The 16613-nt window shown below is 70.5% G+C and carries 21 protein-coding genes; 8 read left to right on the forward strand and 13 right to left on the reverse strand.

What is annotated here, in order from left to right; all coding sequences use genetic code 11:
* Positions 1–173: 173 nt before the first annotated feature.
* From AB0J58_RS26335 to glgC, 4 genes are all read right to left on the reverse strand, one after another.
* Positions 174–896, reverse strand: coding sequence for a TetR family transcriptional regulator (locus AB0J58_RS26335; protein ID WP_364220091.1), 723 nt, complete (start codon positions 894–896; stop codon positions 174–176).
* Positions 897–928: 32 nt separating this feature from the next.
* Positions 929–1159, reverse strand: coding sequence for a hypothetical protein (locus AB0J58_RS26340; protein WP_364220094.1), 231 nt, complete (start codon positions 1157–1159; stop codon positions 929–931).
* A 166-nt stretch (positions 1160–1325) separates the two neighbouring features.
* A complete protein-coding gene (locus AB0J58_RS26345; protein WP_364220097.1) occupies positions 1326–1892 on the reverse strand; it encodes a S26 family signal peptidase in 567 nt (188 codons plus the stop codon).
* A gap of 178 nt (positions 1893–2070) precedes the next feature.
* The gene (gene glgC, locus AB0J58_RS26350) at positions 2071–3297 is read right to left on the reverse strand and encodes a glucose-1-phosphate adenylyltransferase (RefSeq protein WP_343967770.1); all 1227 of its coding nucleotides are present in this window, start codon (positions 3295–3297) and stop codon (positions 2071–2073) included.
* A 48-nt stretch (positions 3298–3345) separates the two neighbouring features.
* Here glgC and glgA point away from each other — a divergent pair, with 48 nt between their 5' ends.
* Complete coding sequence (gene glgA, locus AB0J58_RS26355) at positions 3346–4545, forward strand: glycogen synthase (protein WP_364220100.1); 1200 nt, start codon at positions 3346–3348, stop codon at positions 4543–4545.
* Between the two features lie 8 nt (positions 4546–4553).
* Here glgA and AB0J58_RS26360 read toward each other — a convergent pair whose 3' ends face one another.
* The gene (locus tag AB0J58_RS26360; protein WP_350919960.1) at positions 4554–4919 is read right to left on the reverse strand and encodes a PH domain-containing protein; all 366 of its coding nucleotides are present in this window, start codon (positions 4917–4919) and stop codon (positions 4554–4556) included.
* Between the two features lie 96 nt (positions 4920–5015).
* On the opposite strand from AB0J58_RS26360, the gene pgeF reads away from it, so the two are divergent.
* Complete coding sequence (gene pgeF / locus AB0J58_RS26365) at positions 5016–5702, forward strand: peptidoglycan editing factor PgeF (RefSeq protein ID WP_364220211.1); 687 nt, start codon at positions 5016–5018, stop codon at positions 5700–5702.
* Between the two features lie 110 nt (positions 5703–5812).
* On the opposite strand, the gene AB0J58_RS26370 is transcribed toward pgeF, so the two are convergent.
* The 3 genes from AB0J58_RS26370 to AB0J58_RS26380 form a co-directional block, all read right to left on the reverse strand.
* Complete coding sequence (locus tag AB0J58_RS26370) at positions 5813–6220, reverse strand: nitroreductase family deazaflavin-dependent oxidoreductase (RefSeq protein ID WP_343967762.1); 408 nt, start codon at positions 6218–6220, stop codon at positions 5813–5815.
* Positions 6221–6287: 67 nt separating this feature from the next.
* Entirely contained in the window at positions 6288–7115 is an 828-nt protein-coding gene (locus AB0J58_RS26375) for a CbiX/SirB N-terminal domain-containing protein (protein ID WP_364220104.1), read from the reverse strand.
* Positions 7116–7264: 149 nt separating this feature from the next.
* The gene (locus tag AB0J58_RS26380) at positions 7265–7822 is read right to left on the reverse strand and encodes a GNAT family protein (RefSeq protein WP_364220107.1); all 558 of its coding nucleotides are present in this window, start codon (positions 7820–7822) and stop codon (positions 7265–7267) included.
* 260 nt (positions 7823–8082) lie between these two features.
* On the opposite strand from AB0J58_RS26380, the gene AB0J58_RS26385 reads away from it, so the two are divergent.
* Positions 8083–9195 carry an alpha/beta hydrolase gene (locus AB0J58_RS26385; RefSeq protein ID WP_364220110.1) on the forward strand — a complete coding sequence of 371 codons (1113 nt, stop codon included), beginning with the start codon at positions 8083–8085 and terminating at the stop codon, positions 9193–9195.
* Positions 9196–9209: 14 nt separating this feature from the next.
* On the opposite strand, the gene AB0J58_RS26390 is transcribed toward AB0J58_RS26385, so the two are convergent.
* Entirely contained in the window at positions 9210–9635 is a 426-nt protein-coding gene (locus AB0J58_RS26390) for an Lrp/AsnC family transcriptional regulator (protein ID WP_211263939.1), read from the reverse strand.
* 149 nt (positions 9636–9784) lie between these two features.
* Here AB0J58_RS26390 and AB0J58_RS26395 point away from each other — a divergent pair, with 149 nt between their 5' ends.
* Positions 9785–10639, forward strand: a complete 855-nt coding sequence (locus AB0J58_RS26395) for a tryptophan 2,3-dioxygenase family protein (protein ID WP_343967748.1) — start codon at positions 9785–9787, stop codon at positions 10637–10639.
* A 62-nt stretch (positions 10640–10701) separates the two neighbouring features.
* Here AB0J58_RS26395 and AB0J58_RS26400 read toward each other — a convergent pair whose 3' ends face one another.
* Positions 10702–11511 carry a DNA-formamidopyrimidine glycosylase family protein gene (locus tag AB0J58_RS26400; protein WP_364220113.1) on the reverse strand — a complete coding sequence of 270 codons (810 nt, stop codon included), beginning with the start codon at positions 11509–11511 and terminating at the stop codon, positions 10702–10704.
* 318 nt (positions 11512–11829) lie between these two features.
* On the opposite strand from AB0J58_RS26400, the gene AB0J58_RS26405 reads away from it, so the two are divergent.
* The gene (locus tag AB0J58_RS26405; RefSeq protein ID WP_364220116.1) at positions 11830–13086 is read left to right on the forward strand and encodes a cytochrome P450; all 1257 of its coding nucleotides are present in this window, start codon (positions 11830–11832) and stop codon (positions 13084–13086) included.
* Positions 13087–13101: 15 nt separating this feature from the next.
* Here the strand turns inward: AB0J58_RS26405 and AB0J58_RS26410 are convergent, their stop codons facing one another.
* Both AB0J58_RS26410 and AB0J58_RS26415 read right to left on the reverse strand, forming a co-directional pair.
* On the reverse strand, positions 13102–13515 hold the full coding sequence (locus AB0J58_RS26410) for a DUF2809 domain-containing protein (protein ID WP_364220119.1): 414 nt from the start codon (positions 13513–13515) through the stop codon (positions 13102–13104).
* Positions 13516–13577: 62 nt separating this feature from the next.
* Entirely contained in the window at positions 13578–13892 is a 315-nt protein-coding gene (locus AB0J58_RS26415; protein WP_364220122.1) for an L-rhamnose mutarotase, read from the reverse strand.
* A gap of 196 nt (positions 13893–14088) precedes the next feature.
* Here AB0J58_RS26415 and AB0J58_RS26420 point away from each other — a divergent pair, with 196 nt between their 5' ends.
* On the forward strand, positions 14089–14604 hold the full coding sequence (locus tag AB0J58_RS26420) for a methyltransferase (RefSeq protein WP_364220125.1): 516 nt from the start codon (positions 14089–14091) through the stop codon (positions 14602–14604).
* A gap of 30 nt (positions 14605–14634) precedes the next feature.
* On the opposite strand, the gene AB0J58_RS26425 is transcribed toward AB0J58_RS26420, so the two are convergent.
* Positions 14635–15621: a helix-turn-helix transcriptional regulator gene (locus tag AB0J58_RS26425; protein ID WP_364220214.1), complete on the reverse strand. Its 987-nt coding sequence runs from the start codon at positions 15619–15621 to the stop codon at positions 14635–14637.
* Between the two features lie 245 nt (positions 15622–15866).
* On the opposite strand from AB0J58_RS26425, the gene AB0J58_RS26430 reads away from it, so the two are divergent.
* Complete coding sequence (locus AB0J58_RS26430) at positions 15867–16235, forward strand: hypothetical protein (protein WP_343965215.1); 369 nt, start codon at positions 15867–15869, stop codon at positions 16233–16235.
* Positions 16236–16385: 150 nt separating this feature from the next.
* Positions 16386–16547, forward strand: coding sequence for a hypothetical protein (locus AB0J58_RS26435; protein WP_343965219.1), 162 nt, complete (start codon positions 16386–16388; stop codon positions 16545–16547).
* Positions 16548–16613 lie beyond the last annotated feature (66 nt).

Genomic DNA, 16613 nt, shown 5'->3' on the forward strand with positions numbered 1-16613 from the left:
CCTTTCGGTGGAGTCTTCTGGGATCGTTCGAGGGCGGGTGCGGTCAGGCGAGATCGGGGCGGGGCAGGGGTGGCGGCCGCCGGGTAGCCGGTAGGCCGCGATGCCCCCCTCCGGTCGTGACGCTCCGAGGCGGCGGACCCGGGTGCCGGCGAGCCTGCGCGGCTCACGGGGAGTCAGCTCAGGGCGCCGTGGACGAACACGTCGACGAGGTCGGCGCTCGGCTCGGGGGCGCCCTCCGGCCGGCGGGTGCTGGAGAACACCATGGCGAGGAAGAGCGCGGCCAGGCGTTCCGGGGGCAGCCGGAGGGAGTCGCGGTCGGGCTCGAACAGCTCGGCCAGCGCCGTGCGGGTCTCCCGGAACGAGGACTCCCGGTCAAGCCGGGCCGCCTCCTCGCGCTCCGGTGACGGATCTCCCTCCCGGTCCGGGGCGGGCGTTCCGGCCGCCTGCTCCGGCGCAGAGGGCGCGCCCGCGGGGTCCCGGGACGTCGACTCGGGACCCCGCGGGGGAAGGTGCACGCCGGAGCGGTCGCGAGAGCGGCGCCCGGAGGCGTGCAGGGCGGCGATGACGGTGCCGACCCGGGCCATGTGCGCCCGCATCGCGTCGGCGGCCTCGACGAGACGCTCGGTCAGTGGCTGGTCGAGCGGGATCGCGGCGAGTTGCTCCAGCACGTGGTCCGGGCGGAGGGCCTCGGCCATGCAGGCGTCGAGCAACTCGTCCTTGTCGGTGAACGCCCGGAAGATCGTGGCCTCGCCGATGCCGGCGGCCCTGGCGATCTGGCCGGTGGTCACGGCGGCGCCGTGCTCGGCGACCAGGGGGAGGGCGGCGGCCACGATCATCTGTCGGCGCCGTTCCGGGCTCATCCCCGGGGCGCGCCGTCGGGTGGTGGTGGTTTCCATGCGCCCAGTATGCGGAGTGAGTGCTCACTCCGTCAATGGCCCCTGTCCCGCGGGCAGGGAAGCCGCCGGATCGACGTGGACTGCCCGGCGATCATCATCACCCGCCGCTTCTCCAGCGACATCCGGGCGGCCAGGGCGGGAATCGCCGCCAGCGCCACCAGTCCCGCCATGAGCGGGCTCAGCACGGACAGGGCGGCCAAGAGGCTGACCAGCGTGATGGCATTGCGCCCGATGTCGAACAGACCCGAGGTGATGGGCGCCAACGTGCTTCCCGAAGCCTGGGTGGCCAGGCGCAGCCCGTCCAGAAACGCCGGATTCTCGAAACCGACGCCGTCTCGGCGAGGGCCGTGAGTTCCGTCTGCGCCGCCACGATCGTGCCTCCCGGGCCGACGCGCAAGAACGTCAGGAAGGCTTCGACGCCGACCGCCTTCACCAGGCTGTCGGCGCGTTCGGCCGTGATGACGCTCGACACGTCGGCAAGCGCCTGGACAAGGTCTCCGGCCCTGGGACCGGCACCGGAGACGACCGCCATGGCGACCTGGGCGCGGGCCGTGACGGCGAACCGCGGCGCGTGCTCGTGGCACGCGTCGCAGTTGACGTCGAAGAACGCCACGAGTCGCGGCCGGTCGGCACCGCCGGCACCGGATCACTGGGCAACGCGGCGACACGCTTGATGTTCCAGTGCCGGCCGTCCGGACCGGACGGACCGGGCATGTATCGACCGGAAGGATCCGGCGGAGGCTCAAGCACGACGACATCGCCCCGGCCCACCCGATCGAGCCGTCGCCGCCGCACCAGGACACGGTCGCCGTCGGTCAGCGTCGGCGTCGTGCTCGTTCCGTCAACGGTGATCACCACATAGCTTCGGCGGGCCCAGGAAGCACCTGCGGCCAGGAGGAGAACACCGAAGAGCAGCACACCGATGATCAACGTCACCGTACCTTTTCGCTGCCGGCCCGAGGAAGGGCCGATCCGTTCCGGGAAAACGATCTCCACTGCGGTGGGACTTGTCAACCTGCGGTTCCGGTGCGGTCCAGGTGTGGTGAAGCCGCCGGCGGCCGGTGACGGTCTGTGGAGCTCCCGAGGCCGGGGGATGGGCGACGGCCGTCGCGCGGCGCAGTCGCCTCATGTCCCGGCCCGACCGCCGACGTCGGCTGAACCGGGCGGGGCCGGATCAGCGTTCGACGATCTCGTTCTTGCCGATGACGACGACGCCGCCCCTGGTCACCGCGAACCGGCTGCGGTCGTACTCGAGGTCGAAGCCGATCCTGGCACCATCCGGGATGATCACGTTCTTGTCGATGATGGCCTTGCGGACGATGGCGCCCCGGCCCACCTTCACGTTGCCCATCAGGACCGAGTCCTCGACCTGGGAGTGGGAGTGCAGCACCACGCCGGGGGAGAGGATCGAGCGCTCCGCCAGCCCACCGGAGACGATCACGCCGGAGGAGACCAGCGAGTCGATCGCCCGGCCCACCCGGTCGCCCTCGTTGTGCACGAACTTGGCCGGGGGGAGCGGATCGTGGCCGGTGTAGATGGGCCAGTGGCTGTTGTAGAGATTGAAGACCGGATGCGCGGAGATGAGGTCCATATGGGCCTCGTAGTAGGCGTCGAGCGTTCCGACGTCCCTCCAGTAGCCCCGATCGCGCTCGGTGGAGCCGGGCACGACGTTGTCGGCGAAGTCGTAGACCTCCGCGCTGCCCGACTTCACCATCATCGGGATGATGTTGCCGCCCAGGTCGTGCTTGCTCGTCGGGTCGAGCGCGTCCTCCCTGAGCGCGTCGATCATCGCCTGGGTCTTGAAGACGTAGTTGCCCATCGACGCGTAGATCTGGTCGGGCGCGTCCGCCAGGCCCACCGCGTCCTTCGGCTTCTCGCGGAACGCGACGATCCGCCGCCCCGCCGGATCCGCCTCGATGACCCCGAACTGGTCGGCGAGGGAGATCGGCTGCCGGATCGCGGCCACGGTCACGTCGGCTCCGGTCTCGATGTGCTGCGCCACCATCTGCCGCGGATCCATGCGGTAGATGTGGTCGGCGCCGAACACGATGACGTGGTCCGGCATCTCGTCGTAGATCAGGTTCAGGTTCTGGAACAGCGCGTCGGCGGAGCCGGAGAACCAGTGCGGCCCGAGACGCTGCTGGGCGGGGACCGGGGTGACGTAGTTGCCGAGCATCGCCGACAGGCGCCAGGTCCGGGAGATGTGCCGGTCGAGACTGTGGTTCTTGTACTGCGTCAGCACGACGATCTGGAGGTAGTGACCGTTGGCCAGGTTGGACAGCACGAAGTCGACGAGCCTGTATATCCCTCCGAAAGGCACCGCGGGCTTCGCCCGGTCAGCTGTCAGAGGCATGAGCCTCTTACCTTCTCCGCCGGCGAGCACGATCGCGAGGACTCTCATGTGTGGACCCTAACCTGATGAACAGGGATGAAACACTAGGCTGATCGTATGCGAGTGGATCTGCTGACCCGTGAATATCCCCCCGACGTGTACGGAGGTGCGGGAGTCCACGTCGAGTACCTCGCCCGGGAGCTGCGCAGGCTCGCCGACACCCGGGTCCGTTGCTTCGGAGCGGCACGGCAGGAGGAGGGCGTCGCGGCCTACCGGGTGCCCGGCGGCCTGGAGGCGGCCAACGCCGCGCTCCAGGTGCTCGGCGTCGACCTGGAGATGGCCGCCGGATGCGAGGGCGCGGACCTGGTCCACAGCCACACCTGGTACGCCAACTTCGCCGGTCACGTGGCCAGGATGCTGTACGGAACGCCCCACGTGGTCACCACGCACAGCCTGGAACCGCTGCGGCCGTGGAAGGCCGAGCAACTGGGCGGCGGTTACACGCTGTCGTCGTGGGCCGAGCGCGGCGCACTGGCCGGCGCCGACGCGATCATCGCGGTCTCGGAGGGGATGCGCCGCGACGTGCTGGCGAGTTACCCCGAGATCCCGCCGGAGCGGGTCACGGTGATCCACAACGGGATCGACACCGCGGAGTACGCCCCCGACCGCGGCACCGGCGCCCTGGTCCGGCACGGCATCGACCCGAGCCGGCCTTACGTCGTCTTCGTCGGGCGCATCACCCGGCAGAAGGGCCTCGTCCACCTGCTCCACGCGGCGCGTGACTTCAACCCCGACGCCCAGCTGGTGCTGTGCGCGGGCGCGCCCGACACCCCGGAGATCGCCGCCGAGGTGACCGGGCTGGTGCGCGGGCTCGATCGTGAGGGGGTCGTCTGGATCTCGGAGATGCTGCCCCGCCCCGAGGTGATCCAGATTCTCACCCACGCGACGGTGTTCGTCTGCCCCTCGGTCTACGAGCCGATGGGCATCGTCAACCTGGAGGCCATGGCCTGCGAGACCGCGGTCGTGGCCACCGCCACCGGTGGCATCCCCGAGGTGGTGGCCGACGGCTCCACCGGCCTGCTGGTCCCGATCGACCAGGCGGCCGACGGCACCCCGCACGACCCCGGTGTCTTCGCCGCCGACCTCGCCGAGCGGGTCAACCGGCTGCTGGCCGACCCGGCCCTCGCGGCCCGGATGGGCGAGGCCGGGCGCCTCCGCGCGGTGGAGCACTTCTCCTGGGAGCGCATCGCCGAGCGGACCATGGAGCTCTACCGGCAGGTCGCGGACGGCCGGACGCCGGTCTCCACCGGGGGATGAGGGATTTCCTAGGCGGCGATGAAGTGCAAGATCACATTGTGCACGTGATGTGCCTTGTTGTCGCCCCGGAACTCCACCTCGTAGGTGTGGGTGCCCACGTGGATGGCGATGGCACCGGAGGAGAAGAAGGAACCGGCGAGTGACTTGTTGCTCACCACGCTCACCGCTGAGACCCTGGAGTAGGGAATGCTGGTGATGGCGATCCTCTTGCCGACGAACGACTTGTCCTGCACGATCACACGCTTGTCGGTGAGTCCCAGGAAGCCGGTGCCCGTGCCGATGGCGTCGTAGACCGCGATGATCTGCTCGCCGGGCATGAGACCGCTCGCGATCTGCTGGTACTGCTCCTTGCGGTCGTACACAACCTCTGCCATGACGCTCGCAATCTCTCGGGGGATCTGTGCTCCTGTGAAACGAACGCCCGGGGAACGAGGTTCCTGGGCGAGTAAGGTCGGGCCGTGAACTTTCAGATGAGGATCACCGATCGTCATGGTGGCGTCAGCGCCGAGCCGTACGGCAGCCGCAACCTCGGAGGGTTGTGCGGTGACGACCCGGACGCGGTCGCGGCGAACAGGGCCGGCACGGCCGCCGAGTTCGGTCTGGAACGGGTCGTGTTCATGCGGCAGGTTCACAGCGCCGACGTCCGTTACGTCACCGAGCCGTTCGGTGACGACCCGCCGCCGCTGGACGGGATCTGCACCGACGTGCCGGGTCTCGGCCTGGCCGCGCTCTGTGCCGACTGCGCGCCCGTCCTGCTGGCCGAGCCACGGGCCGGCCTGGTGGGGGCCGCGCACTCGGGAAGGGTCGGTACCGTGTCCGGCGTGGTAACGGCCCTGGTCGAGGAGATGGCCAAGCGCGGTGCGGACCCGGCGAGGATGACCGCCCTGATCGGTCCGATGGCCTGCGGCACCTGCTACGAGGTCCCGGCCGAGTTGCGTGAGGAGGTCGCGGTACACCTCCCCGAGGCCTGGTCGATCACCTCCAGGGACACTCCGGCACTGGACCTGCGGGCCGCGATCACCTCGCAGCTCGGCAGGGCGGGTGTCGGGGAGATCACCCACGACACCCGCTGCACCATCGAGACCGCCGACCTGTTCTCGCACCGCAGGGAGGGCACGACCGGCAGGTTCGCGGGTTACGTCTGGCTGGAGCCCTGACCCGGCTGGCTGGAGCCCTGGCCCGGCTCTCACCCCGGTCCCGCCTCACGGGGTGGTGCGCTCCGGCGCGACCGAAGGTGGTGGAACCCGGCCGGTCGCCGTAACGCCGGTCAAGAGGTGACGCGTTCCAGCACGACCACCGGAATCTCCCGGCTGGTCTTCGTCTGGTACTCGTCGTAGGCGGGCCAGGCCGCCGTCATGATCTGCCACAGCTCTGGCTTCTCCTCCGGGGTGGCGGTGCGCGCCCTGGCCGTGAAGCGGTCGCCCAGCACCTGGACCCCGACCTCGGGGTCGGCCTGGAGATTGAGATACCACAGCGGAGGGTTGTCGGCACCTCCCTTGGAGGCCACCACGAGGAAGTCGTCACCGTGGCGCTGGTAGATGAGCGGGGTGTGGTGCCGTTCGCCGCTCCTGCGGCCGGTGGTGGTGAGGATCAGGGTGGTGGTGCCCTGCCACTCGTGTCCTTCCGCACCATCGGTCGCCTGGTACCGCGCAACATGTTCTTTTCCGTACAGCATGACCTGTCCCCTCTGACGACTTACGCAGGTCATTACCCGTCAGAGGGGATCCGTCACGTCGGGCCGCTCAGTCCGCCGACAGGATGCTGCCGTAGGCGCGGGCGGCCAGATCCGCGATCAGGTCGTGGGGACCGAGGAGGTCGGCGCACTCGGCCCCGATCTCCTCGGCCGCCGCGCTCGCGAGCCCCGGGGCCGCCTCGGGGCCCAGGACGCACGGGGACAGGGCGATCCGCTGGGCGCCGATGCCGCGGAGCCGTCCGGCGGCGTCGGCCACCGTGGGCGCGCTGTCCAGTGAGGCGACCAGGACGGGCAGCGTCAGCCGAGAGGCCAGCAGCACGGCCGTCGGCTGTGCCTCCGCCGCCGCGTTCTCCCCGCCGACGGTGGCGAGGACGACCCCGTCGACCGGGGTGTCGACCGGGTTGGAGATGTTGAGCAGCCGCATCCGGTCGGCCCGGGCCAGGCTCTTCTCCGACAGCCGGATGTGCAGGGCCTCGGCGAGCAGCGGATGCGGCCCCAGCGGGTCGGTGACCGTCACCGGTACGCCGCTGGCCGCGACGGCCATGGAGATCAGCCGGTCCGCGACCGGGTGCGGGCCGGTCAGCAGCGGCACCACGATGGCGGCTGTGGCGTTCTCGGGCCGCTCCCTGGCCGCCGACTCCAGTTCGGAGGTCAGCTCCTTGGCGTCCTCGCCGAGCCCGGCCAGTCTGACCTGGATCTGTGGGTTGTCCACCCGGATGAGGGCCGCGAGCTCCGCGGCGGTGCCGGTGGCGTCGCCGAGCGCGGCCAGCACCAGTGCCGGCGCCTCGGGCGGGAGCTGGGAAGGCACGGGCCTGCGGTGCCTGCCGGAGGGCCGTACCGGGCGCCCTCGTACGGGGAGGATGGGACTCTCACTCACATGCGCGGACTCTAGGGCCATTTGACTCTTCCCGTGACCGGAAACGGCAGCATTTCCGTCACAACATTCTGAAAGGTGAGGTGCGCGGGATCATCCGGGACGGGTCTCCCGGCGTCCGCCCTCGGCGCGCGACCGGGGGCCCTTCGATATCAGACATCGCGGTGGCCTTCCCACTCGTCCTCCAGGGCCGAGTGCACGATGGAGTCGCGCCAGGCTCCGCGGGCCCGGACGTGGTGCCTGATCCTGCCCTCCTCGACCATTCCGGCGACCAGCATCGCCAGCTGGGCGGCGGTGTTGGCCGGGGAGCGGGCACCCCAGATGCGGTGCAGGCGCAGGTCGCGGAAGCCGAACGCGAGGATCAGCCGGATCAGGTCGGTGCCGATGCCCCGGCCCCAGTGGTCGGGGCGGAGCCCGAGGCCGATCTCCGCGCTGTGCGGGTGGTCGGCCTCGATGTGCAGCCTGGCGACGCCGAAGGCCTCGCGGCCGTCAAGGTCGGTCACCGCCAGTACGTAGAGACGCCGGGGCTCGGTCTTCGAGGACTTCATCGCCTCGATGATCGACTCTTCGACCTCCTCGCGGGTGCGGGGGTCGAACGGCAGGTGTTCGGTGGCAGTGGGGTCGCCGTATACCGCGTGCAGGGCGTCCACGTCCTCGATGGTGACCTCCCTCAACCGGAGTCTCCTGCCCGAGATCTCAACGTGGCGCATGCGCAGACGCTAACCTCTCGGGAGTTCCAGGGCCAGAGATCATTCCAACAAGCGGACATACCATCATTTAATGATCTTATATGTACCGCTTCGCGCCTGCCCAGGCCCAGGCCGTCGGGTGACCTCGGCGTCGGCCTGTGACGCCTTCGCCCCGACCTCGGTGGTCCCCGCGGGGGCCTGCCTGGACAACGCCGAGGAACTGCAGATACGGGCCTGTATCCCCGGACCGTAATCACGGAGTAATGCGGCAGAATGGGCGAATGATTCCCTCGAATCTGCATGTGCTCGTGGTCACCGGTCCGGGTCTGGTCGCGGACCTTCGCCTGCTCACCGAGGTGGCCGACCGTGAGTTCGCGGCCCTCGGGGTCGGCGGGACGGTGTCGATGACCTCCGACCTGCCAGGCTTCCGGGCGGCGCTGGAGTCGCCCGGCGCCCTGGTCGTCGTGCCGGGTCCGGATCCGGGGGCCCGCGGCCTGTTCGCGGAGTATCCCGAGGCGGTCTGGCTCGACCTGACGAGGTCCGAGGCCCCGCTCTCCGGGGCGGCGGACGGCGCGTCGGGCACCCACCTGCACGGGCGGGGGGTCTGGGGGCTGACCTGGGCGATCAGGCACGCCGTACACCGGCTGCGCCGACCGGCGCACCGGGTCGGCTACGGTGATCACCCCGAGCAGTGGGCGGAGATACGGCCGCCGTACGGGACCCCGGGGCAGGCGCCCTCGCCCGAGGCCGACGGACGGACACCCGTCGCGGTGCTGCTGCACGGCGGTTTCTGGCGCTCGGTCTGGGGCGCGGATCTGATGGACGCGCTCGCCATCGACCTCGCCGAGCGCGGGTTCGCCGCCTGGAACCTCGAATACCGCCGCCCCGACCTGCACGGCTGGGACGCGACCACCGCGGACGTCGCCCGGGGCATCGCCCTCGCGGCACAGGGCGCCCGCGGTCCGCTGGTGGTGATCGGCCACTCCGCGGGCGGGCAGCTCGCCCTCCGCGCCGCCGCCGACGACCGGCGGATCACCCTGGCCGTCTCCCTGGCGGGGGTGCTCGACCTGGCCGAGGGGGATCGCAGGCACATGAGTTCCGGCGCGGTCGCCGCGGCGCTCGGCGGATCCGCCGCCGAGGTGCCCGAGACCTACCTGCGGTCGGGGCCGCTGGAACGGCTCCCGCTGGGAGTGCCCCAGCTCGTCGTGCAGGGGAGTGGGGACGACCTGGACCTGGTCGACTTCAGCCGTCGCTACGCGCGAGCCGCTCAGGAGTCAGGCGATCAGGTGATATATCTCGAAATGTCGGGTGATCACTTCGACGTCATCGATCCCGCGTCGCCGATCTGGCGGGCCACCGCGGGGGCGATCGCCGAGCACGGCAAGGTCACCTGACGCGACGGTGGGTCTCAGCCGGACGACAGGGGGCGCCAGGGTACGGGGCTGGACAGCACCATCATGCTCGACGGGTGGCCGTACGGGGCGAGCCGGTCGATCATCTCCTCGAATGTCGTCATCGAGGAGGTGACGACCCGCAGCAGGCAGCAGGCGTCACCGGTCACCCGGTGCACCTCAAGGATCTCCGGCCAGGCCAGTGCCTGCTCGTCGCGGAGCACGCAGCGGGGGCCGTAACACGACATCCTGATCAGGGCGGCCACCCCGCGCCCGGCCCGTGACGCATCGACCCGGGCGTGGTAGCCCGTGATCACCCCGGTCTCCTCCAGCCGCCGTACCCGCTCCGCCACCGCCGGGGCGGACAGGTGCACCCGCCGGGAGAGCTCGCTGTAGGACAGTCGCGCGTCCTGCTGCAACTCGGCCAGCAGTGCCCAGTCCATCGCGTCCACGATCACGCTCCGTCATGCCGTAAGTTGATCTGCCGGATGCCTTCTGTTCCGAAGGCGCAACCCAATAATCACCTTTCTCGCATTATTTTCGTACAGACCGATACGGAGCACCATGGGGGTGTACAGGCGTAGGAGGAGCGATGACCGCTATCAAGCAGCTCACGGAGCAGGACCGTAAGGCACGCGCGGAGGCCAACGACGGTCTGCCGACACTGGGCTTCGAAGCCGGCACGCCCTACGACGAATACGTGGGCACCGCCGCCCTTCATGATCTTCAGCACACCGTCACCGACGCCCCGGAGGAACTGGCGTTCCTGGTCACCACGCAGGTGATGGAGCTCTACTTCGGGCTGCTCCGCTCGGAGTGGCGCCTGGCCCAGCGGCAGCTCGACGAGGACGACGTCAACGCCGCGACGTGGACGATCAGGCGCACGGTACGGCACTTCGAGGCGCTCAACGCCGCCTGGGCCGCGCTGAGCTGGCTGACCCCGGCGCAGTTCAACACCTTCCGCGACGCGCTCGGCGAGGGATCGGGTTTCCAGTCCGCGCTCTACCGCCATGTGGAGTTCCTGCTCGGCAACAAGTCCGAGGCGCTGATCAGGCCGCACCGCCGCAACCCCGAGGCGCACCGGGAACTGGTGGAGGCGCTGCACCGGCCGAGCCTCTACGACTCGGTACTCGCCATGCTCGCCCGCGCGGGCCACCCGATCCCGGCCTCGGTGCTCGAACGCGACCTCGCCGCGGAGTACGAGCCGAGCGCCGAGGTCGAGGCGGTCTGGGTCGAGGTCTACGCCGGGCCGCTCGCCCCGCTGGCCGAGACGCTGACCGACCTGGCCGAGCAGTTCTCCGACTGGCGCTACCGGCACCTGATGGCGGTGCGCCGCTCGATGGGGGCCAAGCCCGGTTCCGGCGGATCCAGCGGCCTGAGCTGGCTGGAGCGGAGCATGCGGCGGGAGGTCTTCCCCGAACTCTGGACGGCCCGCACCCTGATGTGAGCGCGCCCGACCAGGGCCTGCGAGTCCCCGGAGGCTACTCGATCTCGCCCGGTGCGGCGCCGTCAGCCGGTCTGGCAGACCGGACACCAGAAGAGGTTGCGCCCGGCGAGCACCTGCGTGCGCACCTCGGTGCCGCAGAGGAAACAGGGCATGCCGGAACGCCGGTAGACGTAGACCTCGCCGCCGTGGTCGTCGACGCGGGGCGGACGGCCCATCGCCTCCGGAGTGTGCTCGGGCCTGACCGTGTCGATGCGGCCCACCCGGACACCGTCGGTCATCAGGAGCACCAGATCCGCCCAGATCGCCTCCCACTGCTCGCTGGTGAGGTCGCGGCCGGGCCGTGACGGGTCGATGCCCTGCCGGAACAGTGCCTCGGCCCGGTAGATGTTCCCCACGCCCGCGACGACCGACTGGTCCATCAGCAGGACCCCCACGGAGGTGCGGCTGCGGCCGATCCGCCGCCAGGCCGACTCGGGATCGGCGTCCGCGCGCAGCGGGTCGGGCCCGAGTCTGGCGTGCAGCGCGGCCTTTCCCGCCGGGTCGAGCAGTTCGCAGGTGTTGGGGCCGCGCAGGTCCGCGTACTCGCCGGTGTTGCTCAGGCGTAGCCGCACCATCCCGGTCGGCGCGGGCACGGGGACAGGGCCGAAGGCGTACTTGCCGTAGATGCCCAGGTGGACGTGGAGCCACCGCTCGTCGTCGAAGCCGAGCAGCAGGTGCTTGCCGTGGGCGTCGGCCTCGGTGAGCACCCGCCCGTCGATCCGCAGCGCCCCGGCGGCGAACCGCCCCTGGGGGCTTTCCGCGCGGACCTCACGGCCGCCGAACGCCCGCCGGTGCTCTCCGGCCAGTCGATGAATGGTGTGTCCTTCAGGCATTCCACAGAGCGTAATTCATGACGACCACTGCCGCCCCAGGGTGGTCTCCGCTGCCGAACGCGTGCCGGGAAGATCATCACCTGTCTCGCCGACCGCTGTGACAGGCCGATGTCCCGCCTTCGGCGGGCCGAACCGGGACGTGCTCCGACGATGCGATCACCGAGAGCTTCCTCACCTCACCCGAGTGATCTTGACCATCCTGCTGTGGCACGTTGATCCTTCTGTCATGACCTTGTGGCCGTGGGGCCGCTCTCTCAGACTCCGGTACCTCTCGCACCCGGTTCCTCCGCCGATCCCAGAAAAGGACCCCTCCCGCCGATGACCGTCATGAAAGACCCGGCTGCCGCGACCTGCCCGATCCGCCACCCACTCGACCTGGGCCCCGACGGGGTCAACCGGCCTGGCCTGTACCTCAACGAGCTCTACCACGAGATCCGGGAGGCCTACGGGGTGGTCCCGGTCGTCCGCGCCAACGGCACCGACGCCAAGCTCGTCACCCGCTACGAAGACGTCAAGGCGGCACTGCGCGATCCGCTCCTCTCCCGGGAGAAGGCCCTGCCCTTCGACGATGTCTCCGGCCTGGAGGGCACCATCCTCGGCCTGGACGGCGCCGCGCACGCGGCCGTGCGCGGGCTGGTCAAGGACCACTTCACGCCTCGGGCCATCGAGGCCCGCCGTACCGAGATCGAGCGCTGTGCCACCGCCCAGCTGCAGGTGATGATCGGCCGCGGTGCGCCCGCCGACCTGCTGGCCGACTTCGCGCTGCCGTTCGCCCTGGAGCTGATCTGCGACCTGCTGGGCCTGCCCGAGGCCGACCGCGCCGACTTCCACCGCTGGAGTGAGGCGTTCCTGTCCCACGGCAACCTGTCGCAGGAGGAGGCCGAGGCATCGCTGTTCGCGATGTACGGCTACCTGGCGGGCCTGCTGCGGCAGCGCCGCGCCGCGCCTGCCGGCGACCTGCTGTCGCAGATCGCCGTCAACGGCGCGCACCTGCCCGAGCACCAGCTGGTCATGCTGCCGATCGCGCTCATCGTCGGTGGCTGGGAGACCTCCGCCAGCAGCATCGGCACATTCACCCAGGTCCTGCTCACCCACCCCTACGGCGGGTACGACAGCGCCTACCGCTACCTCGTCGACCACCCCGACGACCTCGTCGGCGCGATCACCGAGCTCGAGCGGATGTTCTCCACCACCGCGGCCGACGCCATGCCGCGCTACGTCACCGCCGACACCACCCTGCCCAGCGGCACGCACCTGTCGGAGGGAGAGCTCGTCATCTCCTCCGTCAACGCCGCCAACTACGACCCGCGCGCGTTCGCCGACCCGCACACGATGAACTTCGCGCGTTTCGCGCGTGCCGCCACCGACACCAACATCGAGCGGCACCTGTCGTTCGGCCACGGCATTCACCACTGCATCGGCCGCCACCTCGGCCACGGGGAGGTCGTCGCCGCGATCGGGCTGCTACTGCGCGAGCTGCCCACGCTACGCCTGACGGTGGCCACCGAGGACATCCCCCGAAAGATCGGCCACGCCGTCGGAGGGCCGACCCACCTGCCGGTGGCCTGGAGCTGACAGCTCGACCGACTGTCAGGGCGGCGTGGTCACCGGCTCGGGGCGGTGCTCGCGCCGTCGCCCGAGCAGGGCGTGGGCCGAGGCGGCGAGGGCCGCCCCGGCCGCGTAGGCCACCAGGTCGGCCGCGCCGAACGTGCTGCCGAGCACCAGCCTGGCCACCACGCTCACCTCGGAGAATGCGGCCGGGACGGGTGTCAGCTGGGCGAACTCGACCGCCCAGCTGAACGCCAGCGCGCCGAGCGCGGCCCGCGCCGACGTGATCCGGGGCCACACCAGCACGATCAGCGCGTACACCAGCACGGTGTAGAGGGCGTCGCCCGCGTACTTGCCGAACCAGCCGCCGGTGACCGCGCGAACGGTCAGCCCGGCGGCGACGGTCAGGGCCGCGGCGAGCGCGGCGAGCAGACGGGTGCGGCGGGCGGGCGGCATCCACCCACGATAGCGATCACGCTCCCCGGCCGCGCCGGACACCGTCCGGAGGGAGCGGGGGCTCAGGGCAGCCGCCACACCGCGGGCAGGCCCTTGCCCGCGCCGTCCTCGGAGTAGTCGTGCGTGATCTCCAGCAGTTCGGCCATCCGGGCCTGCCAGGTGATGTTCACCGGCAGACCGGCCAGCGACGAGAGCAGCGCCTCGTAGTCGTCGCACTCGATCACGTGGAACAGGTCCCGGCCGCTGCGCCAGATCGTCCACTCGTGCGCGCCGCCCCGCTTGATGGCCTCGACCAGCTCGGCGGGCACCTCCCGGTGCGCCTGGTCGTACTCGGACTCCCTGCCAGACTTGACCCGGGTGTGCAGCGCGACGCGCATCTCGTACCTCCATGAAGTTGTAGACCGTTATAGCAGTGGTCCGATGTGTGGAGACCGGGAGGGGGCATGCCCGTTGACGCCCCTCCGGCGCGAACTTAAACTCATCGCATAGTGAATTTACTGCGGCGAACGGCCGTACCGCGGGCGGTCCCCTCGCCGCCGTCGCCGGCCGGGCGTGACACGGGAGTGTGGCACTGTGCGCAGGAGACCCGCGGCCCTCGGAAGCACGATCTTCTTCGCGCTGGCACCGGGCACCGTGGCCGGGTTCGTGCCCTGGTGGATCACCCGGTGGGAGCCGGCGGATCCGATGCCGGCGGTGCCGTCCTGGGGCACGGTCTCGCTACGTCTCGTCGGCGCATCACTCGTCGTCGCCGGGGCCGTGGTGCTGGTCAGGGCGTTCGTCCGGTTCGTCGTGGAGGGGCTGGGCACTCCCGCCCCGATCGCCCCGCCCGAACGCCTGGTCATCGGAGGTCTGTATGGATACGTCAGGAATCCGATGTACGTGGCCGTCCTCGCGGCGATCGGCGGGCAGGCGCTGCTCCTGGGCCGCCCCGTCCTGCTGCCGTACGGCGCCGTCACGGCCGCGGCCGTCGTCGCCTTCGTCCACTGGTACGAGGAGCCGAGTCTGCGCCGCAGGTTCGGCGCCGACTACGAGAGGTACCGCGCGGCCGTGCCCGGCTGGTGGCCCCGTACGCGCGCCTACCGTCCCTGATCCCCGGTCAGGGGGGAGGCGGAGCCGCCGTCACGGACGGGGCAGCCACCCTCTGGTGGCCGCGAGGTAGCCGGCCTGGAAGCGGCTGCGGGCCTCAAGCCGCTCCATCAGGTCGGCGGTGACCCGGCGCAGGGTGCGGACCGAGACGTCGAGCCTGCGGGCCACCGCCTCGTCGGTGAGTCCCGCGGAGAGCAGGCGGAGCACCTCGCGCTCCTGGTGGCTGAGACCCTTCTCGTCGCGTCTGCGCTCCTCGCCGAGGGGGGTGGCGGCACCCCAGGTCTGCTCGAACAGCGCGACCAGGGCGGTGACGACGCCCGCGCCGCGAAGCAGGACCGCGCCGACGCTGCTGTCCTCGGGGTCCGTCGGCAGCAGGGCCACCCGGCGGTCGAAGACGAGCATGCGGAGCGGAAGGCCGGGAGTGGTGCGCACCTGGCCGCCGCGCTCGGTGAGCCAGGCCGCGTACGCGCTGGTCGGCTGGTCGTTGCGGATGCTGTCGGTGTAGACGACGCGGATCGCCGTCCCCCGGTCGAGCAGCGTCTCGTCCAGGGGACGGCTCGCCGCGATGTTGTCCGGTGTCTGGGCGCTCTTCGGCTCGAACCCGAGCAACTCCTGCCGGCACTCGGCGACCTGCTCCTCGATCCTGGCGCGGATCGTGTCGATGCCGACGAGTGACTCGGAGTCCTCGCCGGAGCGGGCCGGGTTCTGGTCGGCGTAGGCCGCGATCATCTGGGCGACGGCCATCCGGCTCCGCTCGATCTCCTGCTGCTTGGCCAGCAGCGCGGCCTCCTCGCGGGCCAGCAGCGCGGCCAGCCCCACCTCCGGCCGGACCAGGCGCAGCACGTCCGGCTCCTCCCAGGAGGGGCGCAGCAGCGACAGCTTGGCCAGTTCGTCCAGCGTGTCGCGGATCTGGTGGACCGGCCAGCCCAGCTCAAGGCTCAGCTCCACCACGCCGTAGGAGGGATTCTCCAGGATGGTTCGGTAGACGGTTTCCTCGGCGGACCCGATGCCAAGCAGCATGAGCACGACCCCTCCACGGTTCGAGCATGACCAAGACCCGATCTGCGGGCAGGACCCACGATGGTCTCAGCCTGAAACTAGCCAGACGCAGTGACGACGGGGTTATGCGCTCGCCTCCGGGCACGCCGGGGGTGGGAGATCCGGTCCCGGGCCGGTCCGCGGCACGCTGGCATGACCCTGCCACGTTAGGGACCTGCCAGCGGAAACACCTGGTCTATTCGCCGCGTGCCGACCACTGTCGATTCATGTATCTCATCAACGTGCGCCTACGCGCCCCCGAGATCGAAGGCCGCCTGGCCCCACCCGGCGGCCGGATGTCCGCGCGCGAGATCCGGCGTCTGCTCCTGGTGCTGGCGGAGCCCGAGGAGGGGCTTGAGCACGTCTACGGCGAGGAACGCGCCGGCGGTGTGGACCTCGGCCTCTTCATTCGCAGACCCAACCTCGACGCCGCCGAGAGCGCGGCGGCCCGGCTCTGCGGGCGCTGTCTCGACGGCGTGCCCGAACTCGCAGGCTGGTCGCTGCTGGGCTGCGGCACCGACCTCGTCCTCGCCCTCGCCCGCTTCGAGACCTCCGGCGGCCAGGTCTGTCAGCGTCCTGCCATTGCAGCGCGCTGACAGCCCCGAGGCCTTCCGGAATACCCGGATATCCACCAAGAATCGAAGTGTCAGAACAAAACGGGAAATGTCCGGTGAAAGTAAGCCGGAAGATCACCCGGGAAACAGCAAAAGGGCGCCGATGATTACCGGCCGAAAGGAAAAAGAACGATGAATGCCGCGATCCGTCCAGCCGCCCTCGTAATCGGCGTCCTCTCGCTCACCGCCATCCTCACGACCGCCGTGGCGGCCGCGGCCGCGACCGGGGAGAAGGCCGGTGGCCCCGCGGCGACCACGGCCCTCATCCTGGCCGGCGGAGCCGGCTGGCAGTGAGCCGACCAGGAGAAACCCATTCGTAACGGGCACAATGCCCGAGAAGTCGTCCGGGAGGCGACCACC

The sequence above is a fragment of the Streptosporangium sp. NPDC049644 genome, from assembly GCF_040675205.1.
In the GTDB taxonomy this organism is placed as follows: domain Bacteria; phylum Actinomycetota; class Actinomycetes; order Streptosporangiales; family Streptosporangiaceae; genus Streptosporangium; species Streptosporangium fukuiense.

What these genes read in the sequence shown, in the direction of transcription:
- AB0J58_RS26360 (WP_350919960.1), bottom strand. Translation starts at nt 4,919, where the DNA reads ATGGCAGAGGTTGTGTACGACCGCAAGGAGCAGTACCAGCAGATCGCG.
- AB0J58_RS26435 (WP_343965219.1), top strand. Translation starts at nt 16,386, where the DNA reads ATGAATGCCGCGATCCGTCCAGCCGCCCTCGTAATCGGCGTCCTCTCG.
- AB0J58_RS26390 (WP_211263939.1), bottom strand. Translation starts at nt 9,635, where the DNA reads ATGGACTGGGCACTGCTGGCCGAGTTGCAGCAGGACGCGCGACTGTCC.
- AB0J58_RS26430 (WP_343965215.1), top strand. Translation starts at nt 15,867, where the DNA reads ATGTATCTCATCAACGTGCGCCTACGCGCCCCCGAGATCGAAGGCCGC.
- AB0J58_RS26335 (WP_364220091.1), bottom strand. Translation starts at nt 896, where the DNA reads ATGGAAACCACCACCACCCGACGGCGCGCCCCGGGGATGAGCCCGGAA.
- AB0J58_RS26395 (WP_343967748.1), top strand. Translation starts at nt 9,785, where the DNA reads ATGACCGCTATCAAGCAGCTCACGGAGCAGGACCGTAAGGCACGCGCG.
- AB0J58_RS26400 (WP_364220113.1), bottom strand. Translation starts at nt 11,511, where the DNA reads ATGCCTGAAGGACACACCATTCATCGACTGGCCGGAGAGCACCGGCGG.
- AB0J58_RS26385 (WP_364220110.1), top strand. Translation starts at nt 8,083, where the DNA reads ATGATTCCCTCGAATCTGCATGTGCTCGTGGTCACCGGTCCGGGTCTG.
- glgC (WP_343967770.1), bottom strand. Translation starts at nt 3,297, where the DNA reads ATGAGAGTCCTCGCGATCGTGCTCGCCGGCGGAGAAGGTAAGAGGCTC.
- AB0J58_RS26425 (WP_364220214.1), bottom strand. Translation starts at nt 15,621, where the DNA reads ATGCTGCTTGGCATCGGGTCCGCCGAGGAAACCGTCTACCGAACCATC.
- AB0J58_RS26410 (WP_364220119.1), bottom strand. Translation starts at nt 13,515, where the DNA reads ATGCCGCCCGCCCGCCGCACCCGTCTGCTCGCCGCGCTCGCCGCGGCC.
- AB0J58_RS26380 (WP_364220107.1), bottom strand. Translation starts at nt 7,822, where the DNA reads ATGCGCCACGTTGAGATCTCGGGCAGGAGACTCCGGTTGAGGGAGGTC.
- glgA (WP_364220100.1), top strand. Translation starts at nt 3,346, where the DNA reads ATGCGAGTGGATCTGCTGACCCGTGAATATCCCCCCGACGTGTACGGA.
- AB0J58_RS26370 (WP_343967762.1), bottom strand. Translation starts at nt 6,220, where the DNA reads ATGCTGTACGGAAAAGAACATGTTGCGCGGTACCAGGCGACCGATGGT.
- pgeF (WP_364220211.1), top strand. Translation starts at nt 5,016, where the DNA reads ATGAGGATCACCGATCGTCATGGTGGCGTCAGCGCCGAGCCGTACGGC.
- AB0J58_RS26415 (WP_364220122.1), bottom strand. Translation starts at nt 13,892, where the DNA reads ATGCGCGTCGCGCTGCACACCCGGGTCAAGTCTGGCAGGGAGTCCGAG.
- AB0J58_RS26405 (WP_364220116.1), top strand. Translation starts at nt 11,830, where the DNA reads ATGACCGTCATGAAAGACCCGGCTGCCGCGACCTGCCCGATCCGCCAC.